General features: G+C 30.7%; 19 protein-coding genes. 9 read left to right on the forward strand and 10 right to left on the reverse strand.

The window, feature by feature from the left end; genetic code table 11:
* Positions 1-5: 5 nt before the first annotated feature.
* Together hisD and ACMC9J_RS04615 are read left to right on the forward strand one after the other, a co-directional pair.
* A complete protein-coding gene (gene hisD / locus ACMC9J_RS04610) occupies positions 6-1,280 on the forward strand; it encodes a histidinol dehydrogenase (RefSeq protein ID WP_019265125.1) in 1,275 nt (424 codons plus the stop codon).
* A gap of 70 nt (positions 1,281-1,350) precedes the next feature.
* Complete coding sequence (locus ACMC9J_RS04615) at positions 1,351-2,469, forward strand: radical SAM protein (RefSeq protein WP_019265126.1); 1,119 nt, start codon at positions 1,351-1,353, stop codon at positions 2,467-2,469.
* On the opposite strand, the gene ACMC9J_RS04620 is transcribed toward ACMC9J_RS04615, so the two are convergent.
* A complete protein-coding gene (locus tag ACMC9J_RS04620; protein WP_019266844.1) occupies positions 2,452-3,171 on the reverse strand; it encodes a hypothetical protein in 720 nt (239 codons plus the stop codon). The genes ACMC9J_RS04615 and ACMC9J_RS04620 overlap by 18 nt on opposite strands.
* Positions 3,172-3,948 (reverse strand): ParA family protein, encoded by a 777-nt coding sequence (locus ACMC9J_RS04625; protein WP_019265128.1) that lies wholly within the window; start codon positions 3,946-3,948, stop codon positions 3,172-3,174.
* Between the two features lie 616 nt (positions 3,949-4,564).
* On the opposite strand from ACMC9J_RS04625, the gene ACMC9J_RS04630 reads away from it, so the two are divergent.
* Together ACMC9J_RS04630 and ACMC9J_RS04635 are read left to right on the forward strand one after the other, a co-directional pair.
* Positions 4,565-4,816, forward strand: a complete 252-nt coding sequence (locus ACMC9J_RS04630) for a hypothetical protein (protein WP_304160729.1) — start codon at positions 4,565-4,567, stop codon at positions 4,814-4,816.
* Between the two features lie 88 nt (positions 4,817-4,904).
* On the forward strand, positions 4,905-5,186 hold the full coding sequence (locus ACMC9J_RS04635; RefSeq protein WP_141562465.1) for a hypothetical protein: 282 nt from the start codon (positions 4,905-4,907) through the stop codon (positions 5,184-5,186).
* A gap of 24 nt (positions 5,187-5,210) precedes the next feature.
* Here the strand turns inward: ACMC9J_RS04635 and ACMC9J_RS04640 are convergent, their stop codons facing one another.
* Positions 5,211-6,512: a TrpB-like pyridoxal phosphate-dependent enzyme gene (locus tag ACMC9J_RS04640; protein WP_427002956.1), complete on the reverse strand. Its 1,302-nt coding sequence runs from the start codon at positions 6,510-6,512 to the stop codon at positions 5,211-5,213.
* Between the two features lie 90 nt (positions 6,513-6,602).
* Here ACMC9J_RS04640 and ACMC9J_RS04645 point away from each other — a divergent pair, with 90 nt between their 5' ends.
* Both ACMC9J_RS04645 and ACMC9J_RS04650 read left to right on the forward strand, forming a co-directional pair.
* Positions 6,603-7,637 (forward strand): DUF1786 domain-containing protein, encoded by a 1,035-nt coding sequence (locus ACMC9J_RS04645; RefSeq protein ID WP_427002957.1) that lies wholly within the window; start codon positions 6,603-6,605, stop codon positions 7,635-7,637.
* A complete protein-coding gene (locus ACMC9J_RS04650; RefSeq protein WP_427002958.1) occupies positions 7,630-8,298 on the forward strand; it encodes a PHP domain-containing protein in 669 nt (222 codons plus the stop codon). The genes ACMC9J_RS04645 and ACMC9J_RS04650 overlap by 8 nt, the downstream gene beginning before the upstream one ends.
* Before the next feature lie 21 nt (positions 8,299-8,319).
* Here the strand turns inward: ACMC9J_RS04650 and albA are convergent, their stop codons facing one another.
* The 6 genes from albA to ACMC9J_RS04680 all read right to left on the reverse strand — a co-directional run bounded on the left by albA (position 8,320) and on the right by ACMC9J_RS04680 (position 14,194).
* On the reverse strand, positions 8,320-8,598 hold the full coding sequence (albA, locus tag ACMC9J_RS04655; RefSeq protein WP_004032678.1) for a DNA-binding protein Alba: 279 nt from the start codon (positions 8,596-8,598) through the stop codon (positions 8,320-8,322).
* A gap of 72 nt (positions 8,599-8,670) precedes the next feature.
* Complete coding sequence (locus ACMC9J_RS04660; protein WP_019265133.1) at positions 8,671-10,206, reverse strand: 2-isopropylmalate synthase; 1,536 nt, start codon at positions 10,204-10,206, stop codon at positions 8,671-8,673.
* 58 nt (positions 10,207-10,264) lie between these two features.
* Positions 10,265-11,500 carry a PQQ-binding-like beta-propeller repeat protein gene (locus ACMC9J_RS04665; RefSeq protein ID WP_427002959.1) on the reverse strand — a complete coding sequence of 412 codons (1,236 nt, stop codon included), beginning with the start codon at positions 11,498-11,500 and terminating at the stop codon, positions 10,265-10,267.
* Between the two features lie 13 nt (positions 11,501-11,513).
* Entirely contained in the window at positions 11,514-12,731 is a 1,218-nt protein-coding gene (locus tag ACMC9J_RS04670) for an ABC transporter permease (protein ID WP_019266848.1), read from the reverse strand.
* A complete protein-coding gene (locus tag ACMC9J_RS04675) occupies positions 12,718-13,776 on the reverse strand; it encodes an ATP-binding cassette domain-containing protein (RefSeq protein WP_019265136.1) in 1,059 nt (352 codons plus the stop codon). Before ACMC9J_RS04675 ends, ACMC9J_RS04670 begins: the two co-directional genes overlap by 14 nt.
* Positions 13,760-14,194, reverse strand: a complete 435-nt coding sequence (locus ACMC9J_RS04680; RefSeq protein WP_019265137.1) for a PadR family transcriptional regulator — start codon at positions 14,192-14,194, stop codon at positions 13,760-13,762. The genes ACMC9J_RS04675 and ACMC9J_RS04680 overlap by 17 nt, the downstream gene beginning before the upstream one ends.
* A gap of 104 nt (positions 14,195-14,298) precedes the next feature.
* Here ACMC9J_RS04680 and ACMC9J_RS04685 point away from each other — a divergent pair, with 104 nt between their 5' ends.
* Positions 14,299-15,018, forward strand: coding sequence for a sugar phosphate isomerase/epimerase family protein (locus ACMC9J_RS04685; RefSeq protein WP_019265138.1), 720 nt, complete (start codon positions 14,299-14,301; stop codon positions 15,016-15,018).
* Here ACMC9J_RS04685 and ACMC9J_RS04690 read toward each other — a convergent pair.
* Positions 14,999-15,793 carry an HAD-IC family P-type ATPase gene (locus ACMC9J_RS04690; RefSeq protein ID WP_019265139.1) on the reverse strand — a complete coding sequence of 265 codons (795 nt, stop codon included), beginning with the start codon at positions 15,791-15,793 and terminating at the stop codon, positions 14,999-15,001. The genes ACMC9J_RS04685 and ACMC9J_RS04690 overlap by 20 nt on opposite strands.
* 441 nt (positions 15,794-16,234) lie before the next feature.
* Here ACMC9J_RS04690 and gatA point away from each other — a divergent pair, with 441 nt between their 5' ends.
* Together gatA and ACMC9J_RS04700 are read left to right on the forward strand one after the other, a co-directional pair.
* A complete protein-coding gene (gene gatA, locus ACMC9J_RS04695) occupies positions 16,235-17,605 on the forward strand; it encodes an Asp-tRNA(Asn)/Glu-tRNA(Gln) amidotransferase subunit GatA (protein WP_019266850.1) in 1,371 nt (456 codons plus the stop codon).
* On the forward strand, positions 17,595-18,134 hold the full coding sequence (locus ACMC9J_RS04700) for a CDP-alcohol phosphatidyltransferase family protein (RefSeq protein ID WP_019268032.1): 540 nt from the start codon (positions 17,595-17,597) through the stop codon (positions 18,132-18,134). Before gatA ends, ACMC9J_RS04700 begins: the two co-directional genes overlap by 11 nt.
* Positions 18,135-18,144: the final 10 nt, after the last annotated feature.

The raw sequence follows: 18,144 nt of genomic DNA on the forward strand, positions 1-18,144 counted from the left end.
TTTAGATGGAACTTTTAAGATATGATGATATTGATTTATCACAAACTGTTAAAAGATCAGAAGAAGATGTAAACAATGTTTTAGATGCTGTATCTGATATTCTAAAAAATGTCAGACAAAACAAAGATCAGGCATTGAAAGATTATACACAAAAATTCGACAAAGTCACAATAGATAATTTAAAAGTTACAGATGAAGAAATAAAAGAAGCTTATGATACAATAGATGATACTTTATTGGAAGCTCTAAAAAAAGCAGCTGCAAATATTGAAAAATTTCATAAAAAAGAAATTCCTGAAGAATGGAATATTGAAGTTAGGGAAGGAATAACTGCCGGACAGATTGTAAGGCCAATAAACAGTGTTGGATGTTATATTCCCGGAGGAAGAGCAGCTTATCCGTCTACAATTTTAATGACTGTAATTCCTGCAAAAATAGCTGGAGTTAAAAAAATTATCTGCTGTTCACCACCACAAAAAGACGGTAAAATAGGTAATGCAATTTTAGTAGCTGCTCATTTAGCTGGAGCAGATGAAATATATAAAGTAGGAGGAGCTCAGGCTATTGGAGCTATGGCTTATAGTACTGAAAGTGTCCCTAAAGTTGAAAAAATTGTAGGTCCTGGAAATATTTTCGTAACAGCTGCTAAAAAATTAGTATTTGGTCAAGTAGATATTGAGTTTCCAGCAGGACCATCTGAAGTGCTGATACTTGCAGATAAAACAGCTAATGCAGAATATATTGCTACAGACATATTATCACAAGCAGAACACGACCCTAAAGCGTCATGTTTTTTTGTAACAGATGATGAAAAATTAGCTGAAGATGTTTCAGAAATTGTAGATAAAAAAACCGAAGATGCTCCAAGATCTGAAATCATAAAAGAAGCTCTAGCTAACAGTGGAAAAATTATTCTTACTGAAAACTTTGAAGATGCAATATATGTTACAAATGAATATGCTCCGGAACACTTAGTTATTATGACAAAAGATGACGAAGGGGTATTAAGTAAAATAAATAATGCAGGATCAATATTCTTAGGCAAATATTCTCCGGTTGCATGTGGAGATTATGGATCCGGAACCAACCATGTTCTTCCAACTGGTGGAGGGGCTAAAATGTATTCCGGACTGTCTACAGAATCATTTATTAAAAAACCAACAGTTCAAAAAATCACACAAGAAGGTTTGGAAAAAATATCTAAGACCTGTATCCCAATAGCAGAATATGAAGGATTATTTGCACATGTTGACTCAATCAAAACCAGATTAAATAAATAGTCTGGTTTATTTTTTATTTTTCATATGCTTGCCAAAAGCATTAATTATAACTAATATATAATAATTAATCATGTCCACTTTACATAAGATGAAAGTTTTAACTGACTCTGCTCAGTATGATTTATGTGATTATGTAAATCATCAAAAATCATCACAAGTAAATCTGCCTGGAATATACCATGCTACAGGTCATAATGGATGTCAAATACCATTATTTAAAACACTGCTTACAAACAAATGTAAAAATGACTGTAAATACTGCATTAATCAGTCTAAAAGAACTTTCACCAGATTAGAGTTAAAACCTGAAGAACTAGCTAAAGCTTTTATGACATACTACAATAAAGGTCTTGTAAATGGTCTGTTTCTAAGTTCAGGTATTGCAGACAATGAAGATTCTACAATGGAAAAAACAATAGAAACCTGCAGATGTCTTAGAAAAGATTATGGTTACGATGATTATATACATCTAAAAATTGTTCCTGGAGCATCAAAAGATTCTATTAAAAGAGCTATGGCACTAGCTAATAGAGTCAGTATTAATATTGAAGCTGCTACACCAAGCGGTTTGGCTGAACTGTCATCTACAAAGGATTATAAAAAAGATATACTGAAAAGATTACATTGGATAGATTCACTGGAAAACAGTTCTACAACATATCCAAATTCTACTCATACTACACAGTTAATTATCGGTGCAAATAACGAAACAGACAGAGAAATTCTACATAGAATAGATAAAATATACAAAAATTCCAAATTGCATAGTGCATATTACAGTGGATTTACACCTATTGAAGGTACTGAATTTGAAAAAAAAGACAGCTGCAGTAGTCAAAGAGTAGGTAAGCTTTACAATGCAGACAGTTTATTAAATGATTATAATTACAAACTTAAAGAATTAGTATTTGAAGATGATGATAGATTATCCTTAGATACTGATCCTAAAATTTTAGCTGCAAATAATATGAATATATTTCCTGTAGAAATTAATAGTGCACCATTTATTGACCTGATAAGAGTTCCGGGCATTGGTGTAAAATCAGCTAAAAAAATAATTTCTATTAGAAAAAAATACAGATTTACAAAAAAAGAAGAATTGAAAAGATTAGGAATAGCTGTAAATAGAGCTGAAAAATACATTAAATTAGACGGAGAATATCAGCCTAGTTTAGATATCTTCGAATAATTCCCAAATCTCAGGATATTTTTTAGAAACTGCTTCATCAATTAAAACTGAAGCCTCTTTACTAATACTAAATTCAGGTTCTGTTTTTCTTAAATATCTAAATACTGCTGCAGATTGTGAAGACCATAAAGTAATTCTTGGATTTTTATCAACGATCTCTTTAACTTCAGCTACATTCTCTAAGATTTTTTCCTGTTCTTTTTGATCTTGTATGCTTTCTTCATCACTTTCACTGCCAGGTAAGTCTTCGGATGATGTTTCAATATCTTCAACTTCCTCTTGGTTGACATCCTCATCGCTATCCTCTTCCTCATTATCTATTTGTTGATTTTCATCTTCTTCTACAATATCTTCTTGATTATCTACAATATCTTCACCAGTTTCATCTTCTTCAGAAGTATCATCATCAAGAGATTTCGTATCTTCTACAATTTCCTCACTAGACTCCTCATTTTCAGCGGCTTCTTCTACAATTTCTTCATTAGATTCCTCATTTTCAGGACTTTCTTCTGCAGATTCTTCACTAGAAGAATCATCTTCATCAATATTTTCTACAATATCTTCACTAGATTCTTCTTGTTTTTCATCTTCACTTAACATGTCTTCCAGAGATACTGCAGAATTACTGTCAAAGTCTTCATCATAAAAATCAGGAATTAAAGAATCTAATCCTTTCCCTAAACCTGTTGATTTTTTAGCCATCTAATTACCTCCATCCCGTTCTATAATTTCTTTAGCTAAACTTAAATAAGCTTTTGTACCTGTACTTTCAGAATCATAAATTAAACAAGGTTTACCATAACTTGGAGCTTCAGCTAACCTGATATTTCTTGGAATCACTGTGTTAAATAATAGATTTGTACTTCCAAAATGATTCTTAAGTTCTTTGTAGACATCTTTACTAAGTCTTGTTCTTTTATCATATAATGTCAGAAGAATACCTTTAATCGGAACAGGTGTTCTAAGTCTTTTTTTAACTAAGTTAATAGTATTAATTAAATCAGCTACTCCTTCCAATGCATAATATTCTGCCTGAATAGGTATAAGTACACTGTCTGCTGCAACTAATGCATTAACTGTTATAACACCTAAAGAAGGAGGCAAATCAATAAAAATATAGTCAAACAAAGGAGGCAATTCCTTAAGAGTTTCCTTTAAAACAATATGATAATTTTCCTTTTTGCTTAATTCAACACCTGCTCCACTTAATGAAATATTACTTGGGATAATAAATAAATTTTTGATAAATGTAGGGATTGTTACTTTTTTAACACTTACATCCCCAATAATTGCATCATAAATTGTATTTTCTAATTTTGTTTTATCAATCCCAAAGCTGGTAGTTGCATTACCTTGAGGATCCATATCAATTACCAAAACAGTTTTACCCATTACAGCTAGTGAAGTTGCTGTATTAACTACAGTTGTAGTCTTTCCACAGCCTCCTTTTTGATTCATTACAGCTATTATTTCACTCATTAGTTAATTCTCCTTATAAATGATAAGTTTTAAGTTATTAGAAATAAGTTTTAAGTTATATCTTACAAGAGATAACTTCTAAGTTATTAGAAATAAGTTTTAACTTTTAAGAAATAACTTATAGGATATAACTTTTAAGAAATAAGTTAAAAGAGATAACTTTTAATTAATAACTTATACCTCATAACTTAAAAGAGATAAGTTTTAAGTTAAAAGGTTTAATGTATAAGTTATATTTTATAACTTCTATCTTATAAATTCTACGTTTTAAGGAATAAGTTATAAGTTAGATATTTTAAGTGATAACTTATAAAGAATAAGAAATAAGTTAATAGTTAGTAGTTATTAGTTATAAGTTTTTAGTTATAAGTTATAAATTATAAATAAAATGTAATTGAAAAAATTTATAAATCAACAAAACAAATATTACATGAAATTAATTTTGTCTTAATTCATTAGCATTATCCAAATTAGAAAATATAGCATTAAGTTTTGCTAAAAATTCAAGTAACTGTTCTTTAGAGTTATTATGCAACTCCATAATCAATAATAATTTTACAATACTAAAAAACAAAGATACATTCAGCATTATGTCTACAGAAGTTGTACATCTATTTTGGAGGCAATAGAATCAGCAGTTAGTTTAATGATAGGATATGGTGAATTTACTGTTCAAGTGAGAAATGATTTAAAACCTATGGATACTTGGCAATACTTCAGTTATCATCCATCTCTGATTCAAGATAGAACAAAAACCTTTTGTTTTAAAGATAATAATGGATATGAAGCATTTATTGAAGTTCCAGTTTTAAGTGATGGTAGATTAGACAGAGATAATGCTATTTATATTAACGGCAAAAATGGATAGAAATGAAACATATTCCTATTTTAAACATGACAAAATAGATGCATGGGATTATTTAGGATATAATGCTCTTAGATAATGGTGAATAAATATGAAAAATATAGAACTAAAATATCTCAAAATATTATATACTATGCTAATAATACAATATAGCTACATGATCATAATGAGATTATTTAACATAGATATAAACAATACATATACCAAGTTTATACTGATGATTCCATTCCTATCAATAACAATATTCACAATATATTTTAAAATTAAACCATTTAACAAAAAATATCAAAAATATAAGGAATACTGGTTGCTTTTAGAAAGTTTGTACTGTATACTATTCCAAACAGTATTTTACGGAATACTTTCAAATTAATAGAGTAGAGAATTAATCTCAACTCTATTTACTGTTTGGCATTTCACCAGAGAAGTAGTTTGCATAACCTTTTAAATCCAACATACCATGACCTGAAAAGTTAATAACAATGGTTTTTTCTTCTCCTGTTCGTCTGCATTTAATAGCTTCATCAATACCTGCTTTAATTGCATGAGTAGTTTCAGGTGCCGGAACAATTCCTTCACATTTGGCAAATTGAATTCCTGCATTAAATACATCTCTTTGATGAGCGGTTACAGGATTAATATATCCTTCATGTGCAAGTAATGAGATTTGTGGACACATTCCATGATATCTTAAACCTCCGGCATGTACAGAAGGTGCTACAAAGTCATGACCTAAGGTATACATTTTAAGAAGCGGAGTAAATCCATTGGAATCTCCAAAGTCATATTCATATTTACCTTCAGTTAATGTTGGACATGCACTTGGTTCTACTGCAATAAATTCAGTATCACTGTTTCCATCAAGTTTATCTTTGATAAACGGATATAAAGCACCTGCAAAGTTACTTCCTCCGCCAACACATGCAATCATAGTGTCCGGTTCTTCATTAGCTATTTCCAGCTGTGTTTTAAGTTCCTGACCGATGACAGTCTGATGTAACATTACATGATTCAACACACTGCCTAAAGTGTATTTTACATTGTCATTGTTGAGAGCTTCTTCCATTGCTTCTGAAATAGCTATTCCAAGTGATCCTACATGATCAGGATTTTCAGCTAATACTTTACGTCCAAATTCTGTATTTTCACTTGGGGAGGCAAATACTTCGCCACCATAAATATTCATTATGTTTTTTCTGTCCGGTTTTTGGTTAAATGATACTTTAACCATATATACAGTACAGTCCAAATCAAGTAATGAACAGGCAAGTGACAAGGCAGTTCCCCATTGTCCTGCACCTGTTTCTGTTGTTAATCTTTCAACACCTTCTTTTTTAGCAAAGTATGCCTGAGGAATTGCACTGTTTAATTTATGTGATCCTGTAGGAGAGGTATCTTCCCTTTTGTAATAGATTTTAGCAGGAGTGTTTAATTTTTCTTCAAGGCGCCTAGCTCTAAATAAAGGAGTTGGCCTTCCCATCTGCATGTATAATTCCCTTACTTTTTGTGGAATTTTAATATATCTTTCAGTTGCAAACTCTTGTTCCAGTGCTGCTTTTGTAAATGCTTTTTGCAAATCTCCAATCTGATCTTTTCCTTCACTGTTTTTTGGCATTGGAAGTTCGCAAGGTAAATCAGCGTTAATATTGTACCATTTTTTTGGCACATCTTCAGATGATAATACGATTTTATAATTCATATTAATAAATTAGTTAATGTACTATTTAAAACTTTAGTGTACAGTTTTGTACAATCAATATTTTAATAGAATAAAAACCTATTTAAAAATATGAAAATTTTAGCTATTGATGTTGGAACAGGGACTCAGGACATACTAATTTACAACGACGAAAAAGAGCTGGAAAACTCAATTAAATTAGTCTTACCTTCACCGCACCTATACATCTCCCAGCAGATTAAAGAAGTTGAAAATGACATTTACTTTGACGGAGAAATTATGGGTGGGGGAAAATTAAAAAGAAGCATTCTTGAACATATGGAAAAAGGTTACGATGTAGTAATGGAAGCAAAGTGTGCTAAAACAATAAGAGATGACTTGGAACAGGTAAAATCCTATGGAATTAAAATAGCCGATGAAAATAAAAGCTATGAAGGATATACTAAAATTCATTTAGGAGATATAAACATCAAAAAGTTATCTGAATTTGTATTAGGATATGATTTGGACTTTGATATAGATAAAATAGCTATTGCTGTTCAGGATCATGGATACAATGAGAATATGGGAGACAGGGACTTCAGATTTGAAAAAATCAGAGAAAAATTAAGTGAACCTGTAGAACCTGAAAGCTTTGGATTTAACGGAAATGTTCCTGATTACTACTCCAGAATGAAATCTGTAGAATCTGCTCTTAAAAAAGAAGGCATTGAAGAAACACCTCTTTTAATGGATACAAAATTTGCTTCAATAGCCGGAATGTGCTATGATGAAGAAGCTTTAAAATTAAACAGTTTTATAGCTATTGATATTGGAAACGGACATACTACTGCTGCATCAATAGAAAATGGTAAAATTCAGGGATTATTTGAACATCACACCTCTAACTTAACTGGTGAATCACTGGAAAATTACATCAACAGATTAGCCAGCGGAGAAATAACAAATGAAGAGATATATAATGATCATGGTCATGGAGCACATGTGCTAAATCCAATATCCAAATTAGAAAAAGTCATTGTTAGCGGCCCTAAACGAGAATTAATTGAAAAAACTAACCTTGACTGGCGTCATGCATGTCCCGGAGGAGATGTTATGATGACTGGAACTGTAGGATTAATCAAAACCATTGAATGGAATGAATAAAATGTATAAACTAGATTCTCATATACATTGCCAGTATTCTCCGGACTCTTCTACAAAAATAGATGATATAATAAAAAAATCTATTGAAGACAAAATTGATATCATAGCTATCAGTGATCATAATACAGTAGAAGGTTCTGAAATTGCAATTGAAAAAACAAAAAATATTGAGAATCTACTTGTAATTCCTTCAATTGAAATTTCATCTTCCAAAGGCCATATTCTTGGTTTTGGTTGTGAAGAAGCAGTTCCAAGAGATTTAGAGCCCGAAGAAACAATTGATAAAATACACGACCAGGGAGGATTAGCTATTATTCCCCATCCTTTTTGTTTTTACAGACACGGATTATTCTGTAAAAGCAATCCTGATGAACTGAATTTTGATGCTATAGAAACTAAAAATGCCCGTTTTATTGTTGGCTGGTGTAACTATAAAGCTAAAAAATTAGCTAATAAAAAAAATATACCCTCTTTAGGTGCAAGTGACTCTCATTATATTGATTTCTTAGGTGACTGTTATAGTTTAATTGACTGTGAATTAAATATTGACAGTGTTTTGAAATCTATTAAAAAAGGTCAAGTAGAAGCTCATGGAAAAGGAACTTCAAATATAAAATTATCAAAATATCTGTTTGACAAGCATATTCGTAAATTATATTAAAAAAAATAAAATGGATAAGAGTTATTCACTCTTTTTTACAATTTTTATTTCAATAGTTGAAACATTTGTTTTTTCACCGTTGTAAGTGTCTATCTGTTCTGTAGCAATACTAATATCTTCAACATCAGCGTTTGGGATAAACCCATTTCTAACAATTTCTGCAGTGTCTACAGCACGACTAATAGCTTTACCTCTTGCTTTAAGAGATACATGGTCTGCACCACCGTTAAATTGTGTCACTACCGCTAGAACATAGTTCATTACTGGTTTACTACCAATAAAGATAACATTTTCTTCCATAGTATCATGACTCCATATAGACTGTTATACAATTAAATGTATAATTTTTTTAACATATAAATATTGCTTTAGCTAATTTTTTTCCATCAATAGAATTTTATTAATAGAATCTAAAACAGCCAATATACTGGCCATTATCACATCATCATTAGTTGCCCTACCAGTTGATTTATTGCCTTCACCATCAGAAGAAATAACAAATACTTCAGCTAATGCATCAGTACCTCCAGTAATAGCTTCCAGATTGTATTCTTCAAGTTCAATATCCATTGTATCTTGAATTAATTCTCTTATAGCATTTATAGCTGCATCAACTGGACCTACACCAGTGCAGGATGTTTCTTTTAATTTTCCATTAATATTTAATTTAACAGTAGCTGTTGGTGATACAATAGCTCCAGACAATATTCCTAAACCTTCAAGTTTAATAGGAGTTTCTTTAGCACTGCTTATTTCAGTTATTGCAATAGCTCTTAAATCATCATCAGTAACTGTTTTACCTTTATCTCCCAGTGCTTTAATTTGATCAAATACATTTTGGAATTGTTCCTCTGTTAAATCAATATTATATTTTTCTAATTTAGCTTTTACTGCATTAGCTCCAGTGTGTTTTCCTAAAACTATTCTTCTTGAATGACCTACAAGTTCTGGAGAAATCGGTTCATAAGTTAAAGCATTATTTAACACTCCATGAACATGTATACCTGATTCATGTGCAAATGCATTAGCTCCAACAATAGGTTTGTTAACAGGCATTTTAATACCGGTAATACGTCCTACAAATTCAGATAAACTATATAATTGTGTTGTATCAATGTTTAAGTCAATGTTGTAAGCGGCATGAAGTGCAACAATAAGTTCTTCAAGAGAAGCATTACCTGTTCTTTCTCCCATACCATTAACTGTTACATGAGCCTGATCTGCTCCACATTCAATAGCAGTTAATGTATTTGCAGTAGCTAAACCGAAATCATTGTGAAAATGAACACTGATTGGAGTAGTGTATCTTTCCTTAAGATTAGTAATTAATTCTTTAGTTATAACTGGAATCAATACTCCAACAGTGTCTGGAACATTTAAAAAGTCTGCTCCTGCATCTACAACAGCATCATAAACATCAAATAAATAATCATGTTCTGTTCTTGTTGCATCTTCTGCAGAAAATTCAACAGTTAAACCATGATCTTTTGCATATTCAACAGATTCAACAGCTGTTTCAATGACTTTTTCTTTAGACATTTTAAGTTTATAGTCTCTGTGCAATGGAGAAGTGCCGATAAAAGTATGTATGTAGTCCAATCCGGAATCAAGAACAGCATCAATATCTTTTTGCACACTGCGAGCTAAACCTAAAACTGTAGCATTCAAACCTAATGAATTAAGTTCTTTTGCAGCTTTTCTTTCACCGTTTGAGGATACAGGAAAACCTGCTTCTATTTTATCTACACCAAGTTTATCAAGCTTTTGAGCAATTTGGATTTTTTCATCAACTGTTAGAGCAACTCCAGGGGCTTGTTCACCATCCCTGAGAGTTGTATCAAAAATATAAATCTTATCAGCAAGATTCATATTTTCCTTTTTTAATGTCTCGATATTTTTACCATACATAATTAAAACTTCCCATTTTAATGTAATTAGTAATTACTTCTTTTTAGATATTTAAAGTTTATCTTTTATTGTGTTTTTTTATGGTTTTAACTACAACAACAATCACAACTAAAATTACAACAAAAATAGCTAATGTATAATAAAGATATTCGCTAGCCGGAACTTCATTTTTATCCATGTTTAATGAATACACATGTCCACTATGATCTGCGAAGAATAGACTATTTCCATTAATAACAGGAGAGGAAGTTATTTCTGAATTAAATAATATAGTTCCGGGATTGTAAGTAAATTCCTCTTCACCAGTGTATTTATTTAAAACATAGCCAGTTCCATCATTGGAACCAAATGCAATTAAATCTTCTTTTATAGCGGGAGTTGACTGAACTGGAGCTCCAGTAGCATGACTCCATTTAAAAGTTCCGTCTCTTAAATCAAGACAGGTTAAATTACCTTCATCAGAACCGATATAAACATTATTATTATACTCATCAATACATGGAGAAGATTTAACTTTATTGTTTAAATCATAATCCCAGCATAAATCCCCGTTTGTTTCATTTAAAGCATAAAGGGAATCATCATCAGAACCTATTATAATTTTACCATATGCATATGATGGAGAAGAGTAAATTGCATCTCCTGTAGCATATTGCCAGGTTATATTTGTGTTATTTAAATTTATGCAGTAAACATTACCATTAGTTGAACCAACATAAAGAGATCCGTTAACAACAATCGGAGAAGATACTATTTCATCATCCCCTAAATCTGCTTCAAAAGTTTTATTACCGTCAGCTATGTTAAATCCATAAATATGCCCATTATCACAACCTACATAAACAGTATCGTTATCTACATAAGCTGCACCTTGAATAGATTCGTCAGAAGTATTATATTTCCATAAAATATCTTGTGATTCAATATCTATAGCTTTAAAACTTTGATTATTTCCTACAAATACTGTATTGTTACTTACTACAGGTGTTGCATTACTGTCTCCTTTTAAATTAAATGACCAGTCTTCAGTTCCATTTTCCATGTCAATTACTTTTAAAATACCTTCCTGTGAAACAACATATAAAAAGTCTCCATAGATTGCCGGTGAGCCTACAACTGGTGATTCCATATTAAAGGCCCATAAATTTGTAACAAAGTCAGAATTATCATCAACATATCCCGTGTGATTTAAATTACCCTGAAATGTGTTCCAATCAATATTTGCACCAGCTATTGGGCTGATACATAATATACAGATTATAAATCCGATTAATAATTTATTATATTTAGACATCTTTTTAACCTCCTTAAATATCTCTATTAAACCTTTTAACTCCAATGATAAAGAACAGTGCAGTAAATCCTAAAAGTATAACTAAATCTAACCATACATCACCTAAACTTTGACCTTTAATCATAACTCCCCTCATTGCATCGTTAAGATAAGTTAATGGGAAGATATAAGCTATTTTTTGTAAAATCCAGGGCATGGTTTCAATAGGATAAAATACTCCTGAAACAAACATCATAGGCATTGAAAACGGCATAGCTATTTGAGTATAGTCTTCCTGAGTATTTGTTCTTGCAGATAACATAATACCAAAACCAACAAAACACAGTGCTCCAAAGAAAAGAACAATAAATGTCTGTAAGATTCCTCCTTTAATACTTACATTAAACAATACAATAGCCATGAATATTAATATAAGAGCTCTAACTAATTCAACTATAAGTTTAGATGCAATTTTACCTCCAACTACAGTTGAAATTGATGTTGGAGTCATAAATAATCTAGCCAATTCACCGGTTTCACGTTCTCCTGCTATTGATGCACCCATACCCATCATACATGACATCATTACTGTCATTCCTAAAACTGCAGGAACTAAAAAGTCAATGTACTTGATATTTCCATATATTTTGTTAATATGCAGTGCAATATCATCTTTAAAATTATCAAATGTATGTCCAATTGAATTTGTAACATTTGCACTTTGGGTAGTGGTAGCTAATTCAGATTGATTAAGTGGACTTGTACTATTTTCCAACTCTTGTGATGAAGGATTAGAAACAATAGCATTAGATGCTTCCATATTTGATAATTTAGCAAATATTCCCTGAGTTACACTTTCCAATGTTGAAGAAGCCATCTGATCAGATGAATCCAAATACAGTGTAACTGCCTTTTGAGACACATTGCTGTCATAATTTTCCGGCAGTATAATTGCTGCTTTTACTTCTCCGCTATCAACCCGTTCTTTTGCATCATCAACATCATCCATAACCTCTACTACCTTATACTGATCTGTCGTTTTAATAGTATCCAATGTTACATCAGTTAAATCACCATGACTTTGAGAAACAACAACTACCGGCAGATCTGTCATGTCTCCACCCATACCATAACCAAATAATAAAATCATGATAATAGGGAAAACTAAAATTGAAATTAACCTTGGAGGATGTCTTTTTAAACTTAAAAGTTCTTTTTTAATCATCCATCCAAATTTTCTAAGCTCTATCATCTTCATTCACCTCAGCTGTTGCTTTAATAAATACATCTTCCAGAGACGGTTCCTGTGTAAATATTGATTTAACAACACCACCTGCCCCAATAATGTCTTTTAAAACATCATTAACAGCATCATCATCAAAATTATCAATTCTTAAATTAAAACGTCCGTTTTTAGCTACTTCAACACCATGTACCTTTGGATTAGATTGAATAGCTGAAATAATTGAATCATTAGTTTCTTTAAGTAAAAATGACATTTTCTTTAAGTTTAATGTTTCAATATCTTCTTTAGTTGATTTATTTACTTCATTTTCATTTGAAATATCTCTTAAAGTATCTTTCATTTTAATTTCATGCTCTTCTTTTTCTTCTTTTAAAAGAGAATCTTTAAGACCCTGTGGAGTATCATAAGCTACTAAATTACCAGTATTTATAATCCCTACATTATCACAAAGCATATCTACCTCATGCATGTCATGAGAACACAAAATAATTGTATTTCCTTCATCATTTAATTCACGAATCAAATCCCATAATGTTCTTTTGGTAGTAGGGTCAAGACCGATTGTTGGTTCATCTAAAAATAATATCTCCGGCCTGTGTACCAAACTAGCTACAAGAGATGCCTTTTGTTTTTGTCCACCGGACAATTGTCCAACTCTTTTATTTCTAGCATATTTAATATCTACCAATTCCATTAAATCTTCAATACGGTCGTATTTTTCATCAACTGGAACACCATAGTAATCAGCACACAATTCTGAATTTTCCTGAACTGTTAAATCCTTATATAAACTAACCTGTTGAGGAACCATACCTAACAAATTTCTTACTTCATTGGGATTTTTTTGAACATCATAACCTCCAACAGTAGCCTGACCTGAAGTAGGTTGAATTAAACAGGTAAGCATTTTAATTGTTGTGGTTTTTCCTGCTCCATTTGGACCAAGCAATCCAAAAATACTTTTTTCAGGAATTTCTAAATTTAAAGAATTAACAGCAGTGAAATTTTTATAAATCTTTGTAAGATTCTTAGTTTCAATTGCATTTTTCATCGTTTTCCACCTTATGCATTTCATTATCTGACATATCTTCAATAAAACTTAACCAAAGAGGATTATTAAGGAGGTAAGCAAACTCACTTTTAAAATTTTTAAGTAAACATTCCCCTTCTTCTGTAAGAGAGTAATACTTAACATTTTTATTGTTACTGACTCCCCATTCTCCTTCTATAATTCCAGTTTTTTCTAATTTCCTTAGAATCGGATAAATTTTACTTGAATTTGTTTTATTATACTCATTAGGATTACAAGAACTAAAAAATTCATCTAACTTCTTCATAATTCCATAACCATGGATTTTTTCTTTACTAATAATCCACAATATAATAATATGAGTTAAACCATTAGAACAATGCCTCATAATTTTTTTTGAAAGCTGATCAACATTTTTCTTACGTCTAAACATGGCCAACTCAAACCTCCTAGTTTTTATTTAAAAAAATTATATATGTTAAATTTTGATATATAACAAAATAACCTATATATAATTATAATATATAAAGTTAATCTTAAATCATGAAATTAGGTTTTACAACATTAGCAATGTTTACCCAACCAAATAGTGACATAATAGAAACTGCTAAAAAATATGAATTTGAAATGATAGAAATACTTGGAGAAGGCCCTTTTTTTAAAAATGACAATTTAGAATTTGCAAATACTGATTTGGAAATTTGTATACATGCCCCAACAGTTGATTTGAATATCGCCAGCCTAAACACAGGAATTAGAAAAGAAAGTATTAAGCAAATGAAAGATGCTCTGAATTATGGGAGTAAAATAAATGCAACTGCACTAACCCTACATCCAGGACAAATCGGAAGAAATGAAGAGAGAATAAGAAAATATGCACTGGAACTAGCTATTGAAAGCATTGGAGAACTTGTTGACTATTCAGACATTATTGTTTCCGTTGAAAATATGCCCGAACGATTTTCATTTTTAGGAAATAAAGTTGAAGAGCTTGAAAGAATACAAAATGAAACTGGCTGCGGCTTAACAGTTGATGTAGGTCATGGAAACACCTGTGGAAATTGTGAAGACTTTCTGGATTTAAAAAACATTAGCTACTGTCACTTAAATGACAATAATGGTATTAAAGACCAGCACATTACATTAGGTGAAGGAACTCTTGATTTAAACCTTCTTAAAAAAGTAGATAAAGGAATTATTGAGTTAAATAACTTTGACAATGTTTTAAAAAGTAAAGAAGTTATTAAAAATCTATTGAAATAACTTCTGAAATTTTCTGAATAACATAATCTGTTTTATTAATCAGCTTTGGAGAAACTTCTTCTTCCTGTTCAACAGTCAAAACAGATACATCAGCATTATTAAAAGCTAAAACATCATTAAGACCATCTCCAACCATCATTACTTTATATCCTCTATCTTTTAAACATCTGACAACTTTGCATTTGCCCTTTGGGGAAACAGTTCCAAAAGCATGCTTTTTATTAACATTTAAAATTTCGGCTAATTTGTTAATAGCTCCCTTTCTGTCTCCAGATGCAATATAAATTTCAATGCCTCTGGATTGTAAAATCTTAATCGTATCTGTGACTTCAGAAAACAGTTTCCCTGCAGAAGTAATAGTATAAGCTATTTTACTTTTATTAATGTCAATAATTACTGCAGATCCATTACAAAGTTCCATTTTAGGGATTTTTTCTTTTAAAATAGAAAAACCATCAGTAATATCACTAATAGTAGCCTGATTTTCATTTTCTAAAATATCACTAACTTCCTCTTTAGTAGTTTCACAGCTTGTAAAACTAACATCAAAATCGATATTATGCTGTTTAATTACATCTGAAATTAAAGTGTTGCTATCTAAATTCAAAAGACAGTTCGTATTAAACTGAAGAACTACAAGTGCTAATGAGTCCATAGAATCAATCAAATGAAGTGAATTAACATCAGTAAATAACTCTCCAGTTGAAACATCTTTAATAACCCTGTAACGTTCAAGTAAAGTTCCAGAATTATCAAACACAATAGCTTTTTTCATTTTGACCCCTCTTTAATTTTATTTAATTGCTTGTACACTATTTATAATTTTGTAAAAAAATATTCGTTTAGGCAAATATTATTTTAGTTTCTATTGGTATGTTAATTGGCATTTGTACATATTATAGGAATTTCATAAACTGAAACCTCTGTAAACCCTGTATGCAGTTTAGCTTCTCCATTAGCTATAGGCAGACAATTTTTAATCCAAGTTTGGTATTGATTGTAGGGCCAGAAATCAGTGTAATCATTATCAAATTAATCTACAAATTCTTATACTCAGGTAAAGAAGCTTCACTTAACTAAAATCAATCTTTAAATTACTCATAAATTAAATATAGGTCTTATCTACTTTTTTTAAAAAAATTATCAATAACTTATATAAACCTTAAAAAATAAAATATCACTTATTATATATTATTATGATTACTCAGGTGTTTTAATGAGTGTTATTGAAAAATTAAATTCCATTCAAAATAAAGAAATGACTGCTAAGGAGAATGTGGAAAACTTCATTAAAGTTATTGATGAAAAAAATGAAGAATTAAATATTTTCTTAGAAGTTAATAAAGAATCTGCTCTAAAACAAGCAGAAGCTATTGATAAAAAAATAGCTAACGGAGAAAAAGTTGGATTTTTATCTGGTTTAGTTTTTGGTATTAAAGCAAATATTAATGTTGAAGATTATATTATCTCTGCAGCTTCCAAAACACTGGATAATTACTTCGGAAGTTATAATGCAACTGTAATTGATAAAATATTAGCTGAAGACGGAATTATTCTCGGTATTACCAATATGGATGAATTTGCAGCTGGAAGTTCAACTGAAACTTCCTGTTTTGGACCTACACAAAACCCTGCAGCTCCTGGAAGAATCCCTGGAGGATCCAGTGGAGGAAGTGCTGCTGCAGTAGCTGCGGAAATGTGTGATATCGCTCTTGGTTCAGATACTGGAGGTTCAATCAGGAACCCTGCATCCCATTGTGGAGTTGTTGGATTTAAACCAACTTACGGTGCGGTATCAAGACAAGGTTTACTTGATTTATCAATGAGTTTAGACCAAATCGGACCATTAGCTAATGATACCAGTGGAATTGCACTTGCACTAAATGCAATATCCGATTATGATGAAACAGAATGTACAACCTTAAAAGGGGAAAGGTCAGATTTCACCAGCGTACTTGAAGAAAAATCTCTTGAAGGTATGAAAATAGCTGTTTGTAAAGAGTTTATTGATGTTACAGATGCTGAAATTAATGTTGCTGTAAACAAAGCTATTCATAAATTAGTTGAAGCTGGTGCTGAACTTGTAGAAGTAAGCTTTGATCATATTGACTTATGTCTTCCAACTTACTATTTAATCAACTATGTAGAATTCTTCTCAGCTACCAGAAAATATGACGGAAGAGATTACGGTTATAGAATAGAAAATGTTTGTGGAGAGGAAGTATTAAGAAGAATTGAAATAGGTTCTTATATTTCACAAAAAGAATACAGCGGAAAATTCTATAAAAAAGCTCTTCAAGCAAGATCACTTATTAGAGATGAAATCAATGCTATGTTGGAAAATGTTGATTTAATCGTAGGTCCTACTGTTCCTAAACTTCCTCACAAAATTGGTGATGAATTAACTCCTATGGAAATGTATGCCTACGATGTATTAACTGTAATAGCTAACCTTGCAGGAATTCCAGCTGGAAGTATTAAAGCTGGTGAAGTAGACGGTATTCCTGTTGGTTTACAAATTCAAGCTAAACCATTAGATGATTTGAAAATCATTAAGGCGATGAGTGTCTTTGAAAATGAAAATTAGTCCTAATAAATTATCATTTATTAGAATTATATTTTCTTTATTGCTTTTTTTTACAAAACCTTTATCTTACTTATTTTTCATTATATATCTAATCTGTAGCATCAGCGATGTACTGGATGGGTATGTTGCTCGCAAATACAACTTAGTTACTGATTTTGGAGCAAAATTAGACTCAATAGCAGACATGACAATGTTTTTATCATTAATAATAGTTTTATTGCCTGTTTTGAATTTTACACTTGAAATATATGTTTTAATTCTGATTATAGTAATACTAAAAATTGCATCTGCTATATATTGTTATATTAAATTTGAAAAATTATCAACAATTCATAGCTATCTCAATAAAATAACCGGATTACTAATAATTTTAATTCCAATTTTATTAATTTCAGCACCATCTGAAAATCTAATAGCAATTATCTGTATTATTGCAACAATTGCAGCTATTGAAGAATTTTTAATAATCCGATATTCACAGTATTTAGATATTAACTGTGAAAGTATTATAAAGCTTAAAATAAAATAATTACACGAGG

Origin of the sequence: Methanobrevibacter intestini, from assembly GCF_047402955.1 — an archaeon.
Taxonomy (GTDB): Archaea; Methanobacteriota; Methanobacteria; order Methanobacteriales; family Methanobacteriaceae; genus Methanocatella; species Methanocatella intestini.

Bases quoted from the DNA above. Each gene is read 5' to 3' on its own strand.
- gatA (WP_019266850.1), top strand. From the start codon at position 16,235: ATGAGTGTTATTGAAAAATTAAATTCCATTCAAAATAAAGAAATGACT.
- ACMC9J_RS04640 (WP_427002956.1), bottom strand. From the start codon at position 6,512: ATGAATTATAAAATCGTATTATCATCTGAAGATGTGCCAAAAAAATGG.
- ACMC9J_RS04625 (WP_019265128.1), bottom strand. From the start codon at position 3,948: ATGAGTGAAATAATAGCTGTAATGAATCAAAAAGGAGGCTGTGGAAAG.
- ACMC9J_RS04620 (WP_019266844.1), bottom strand. From the start codon at position 3,171: ATGGCTAAAAAATCAACAGGTTTAGGGAAAGGATTAGATTCTTTAATT.
- ACMC9J_RS04690 (WP_019265139.1), bottom strand. From the start codon at position 15,793: ATGAAAAAAGCTATTGTGTTTGATAATTCTGGAACTTTACTTGAACGT.
- ACMC9J_RS04665 (WP_427002959.1), bottom strand. From the start codon at position 11,500: ATGTCTAAATATAATAAATTATTAATCGGATTTATAATCTGTATATTA.
- ACMC9J_RS04635 (WP_141562465.1), top strand. From the start codon at position 4,905: ATGAAAAATATAGAACTAAAATATCTCAAAATATTATATACTATGCTA.
- ACMC9J_RS04650 (WP_427002958.1), top strand. From the start codon at position 7,630: ATGAATAAAATGTATAAACTAGATTCTCATATACATTGCCAGTATTCT.
- ACMC9J_RS04615 (WP_019265126.1), top strand. From the start codon at position 1,351: ATGTCCACTTTACATAAGATGAAAGTTTTAACTGACTCTGCTCAGTAT.
- ACMC9J_RS04660 (WP_019265133.1), bottom strand. From the start codon at position 10,206: ATGTATGGTAAAAATATCGAGACATTAAAAAAGGAAAATATGAATCTT.
- ACMC9J_RS04700 (WP_019268032.1), top strand. From the start codon at position 17,595: ATGAAAATTAGTCCTAATAAATTATCATTTATTAGAATTATATTTTCT.
- ACMC9J_RS04670 (WP_019266848.1), bottom strand. From the start codon at position 12,731: ATGATAGAGCTTAGAAAATTTGGATGGATGATTAAAAAAGAACTTTTA.
- hisD (WP_019265125.1), top strand. From the start codon at position 6: ATGGAACTTTTAAGATATGATGATATTGATTTATCACAAACTGTTAAA.
- ACMC9J_RS04675 (WP_019265136.1), bottom strand. From the start codon at position 13,776: ATGAAAAATGCAATTGAAACTAAGAATCTTACAAAGATTTATAAAAAT.
- ACMC9J_RS04645 (WP_427002957.1), top strand. From the start codon at position 6,603: ATGAAAATTTTAGCTATTGATGTTGGAACAGGGACTCAGGACATACTA.
- ACMC9J_RS04685 (WP_019265138.1), top strand. From the start codon at position 14,299: ATGAAATTAGGTTTTACAACATTAGCAATGTTTACCCAACCAAATAGT.
- albA (WP_004032678.1), bottom strand. From the start codon at position 8,598: ATGGAAGAAAATGTTATCTTTATTGGTAGTAAACCAGTAATGAACTAT.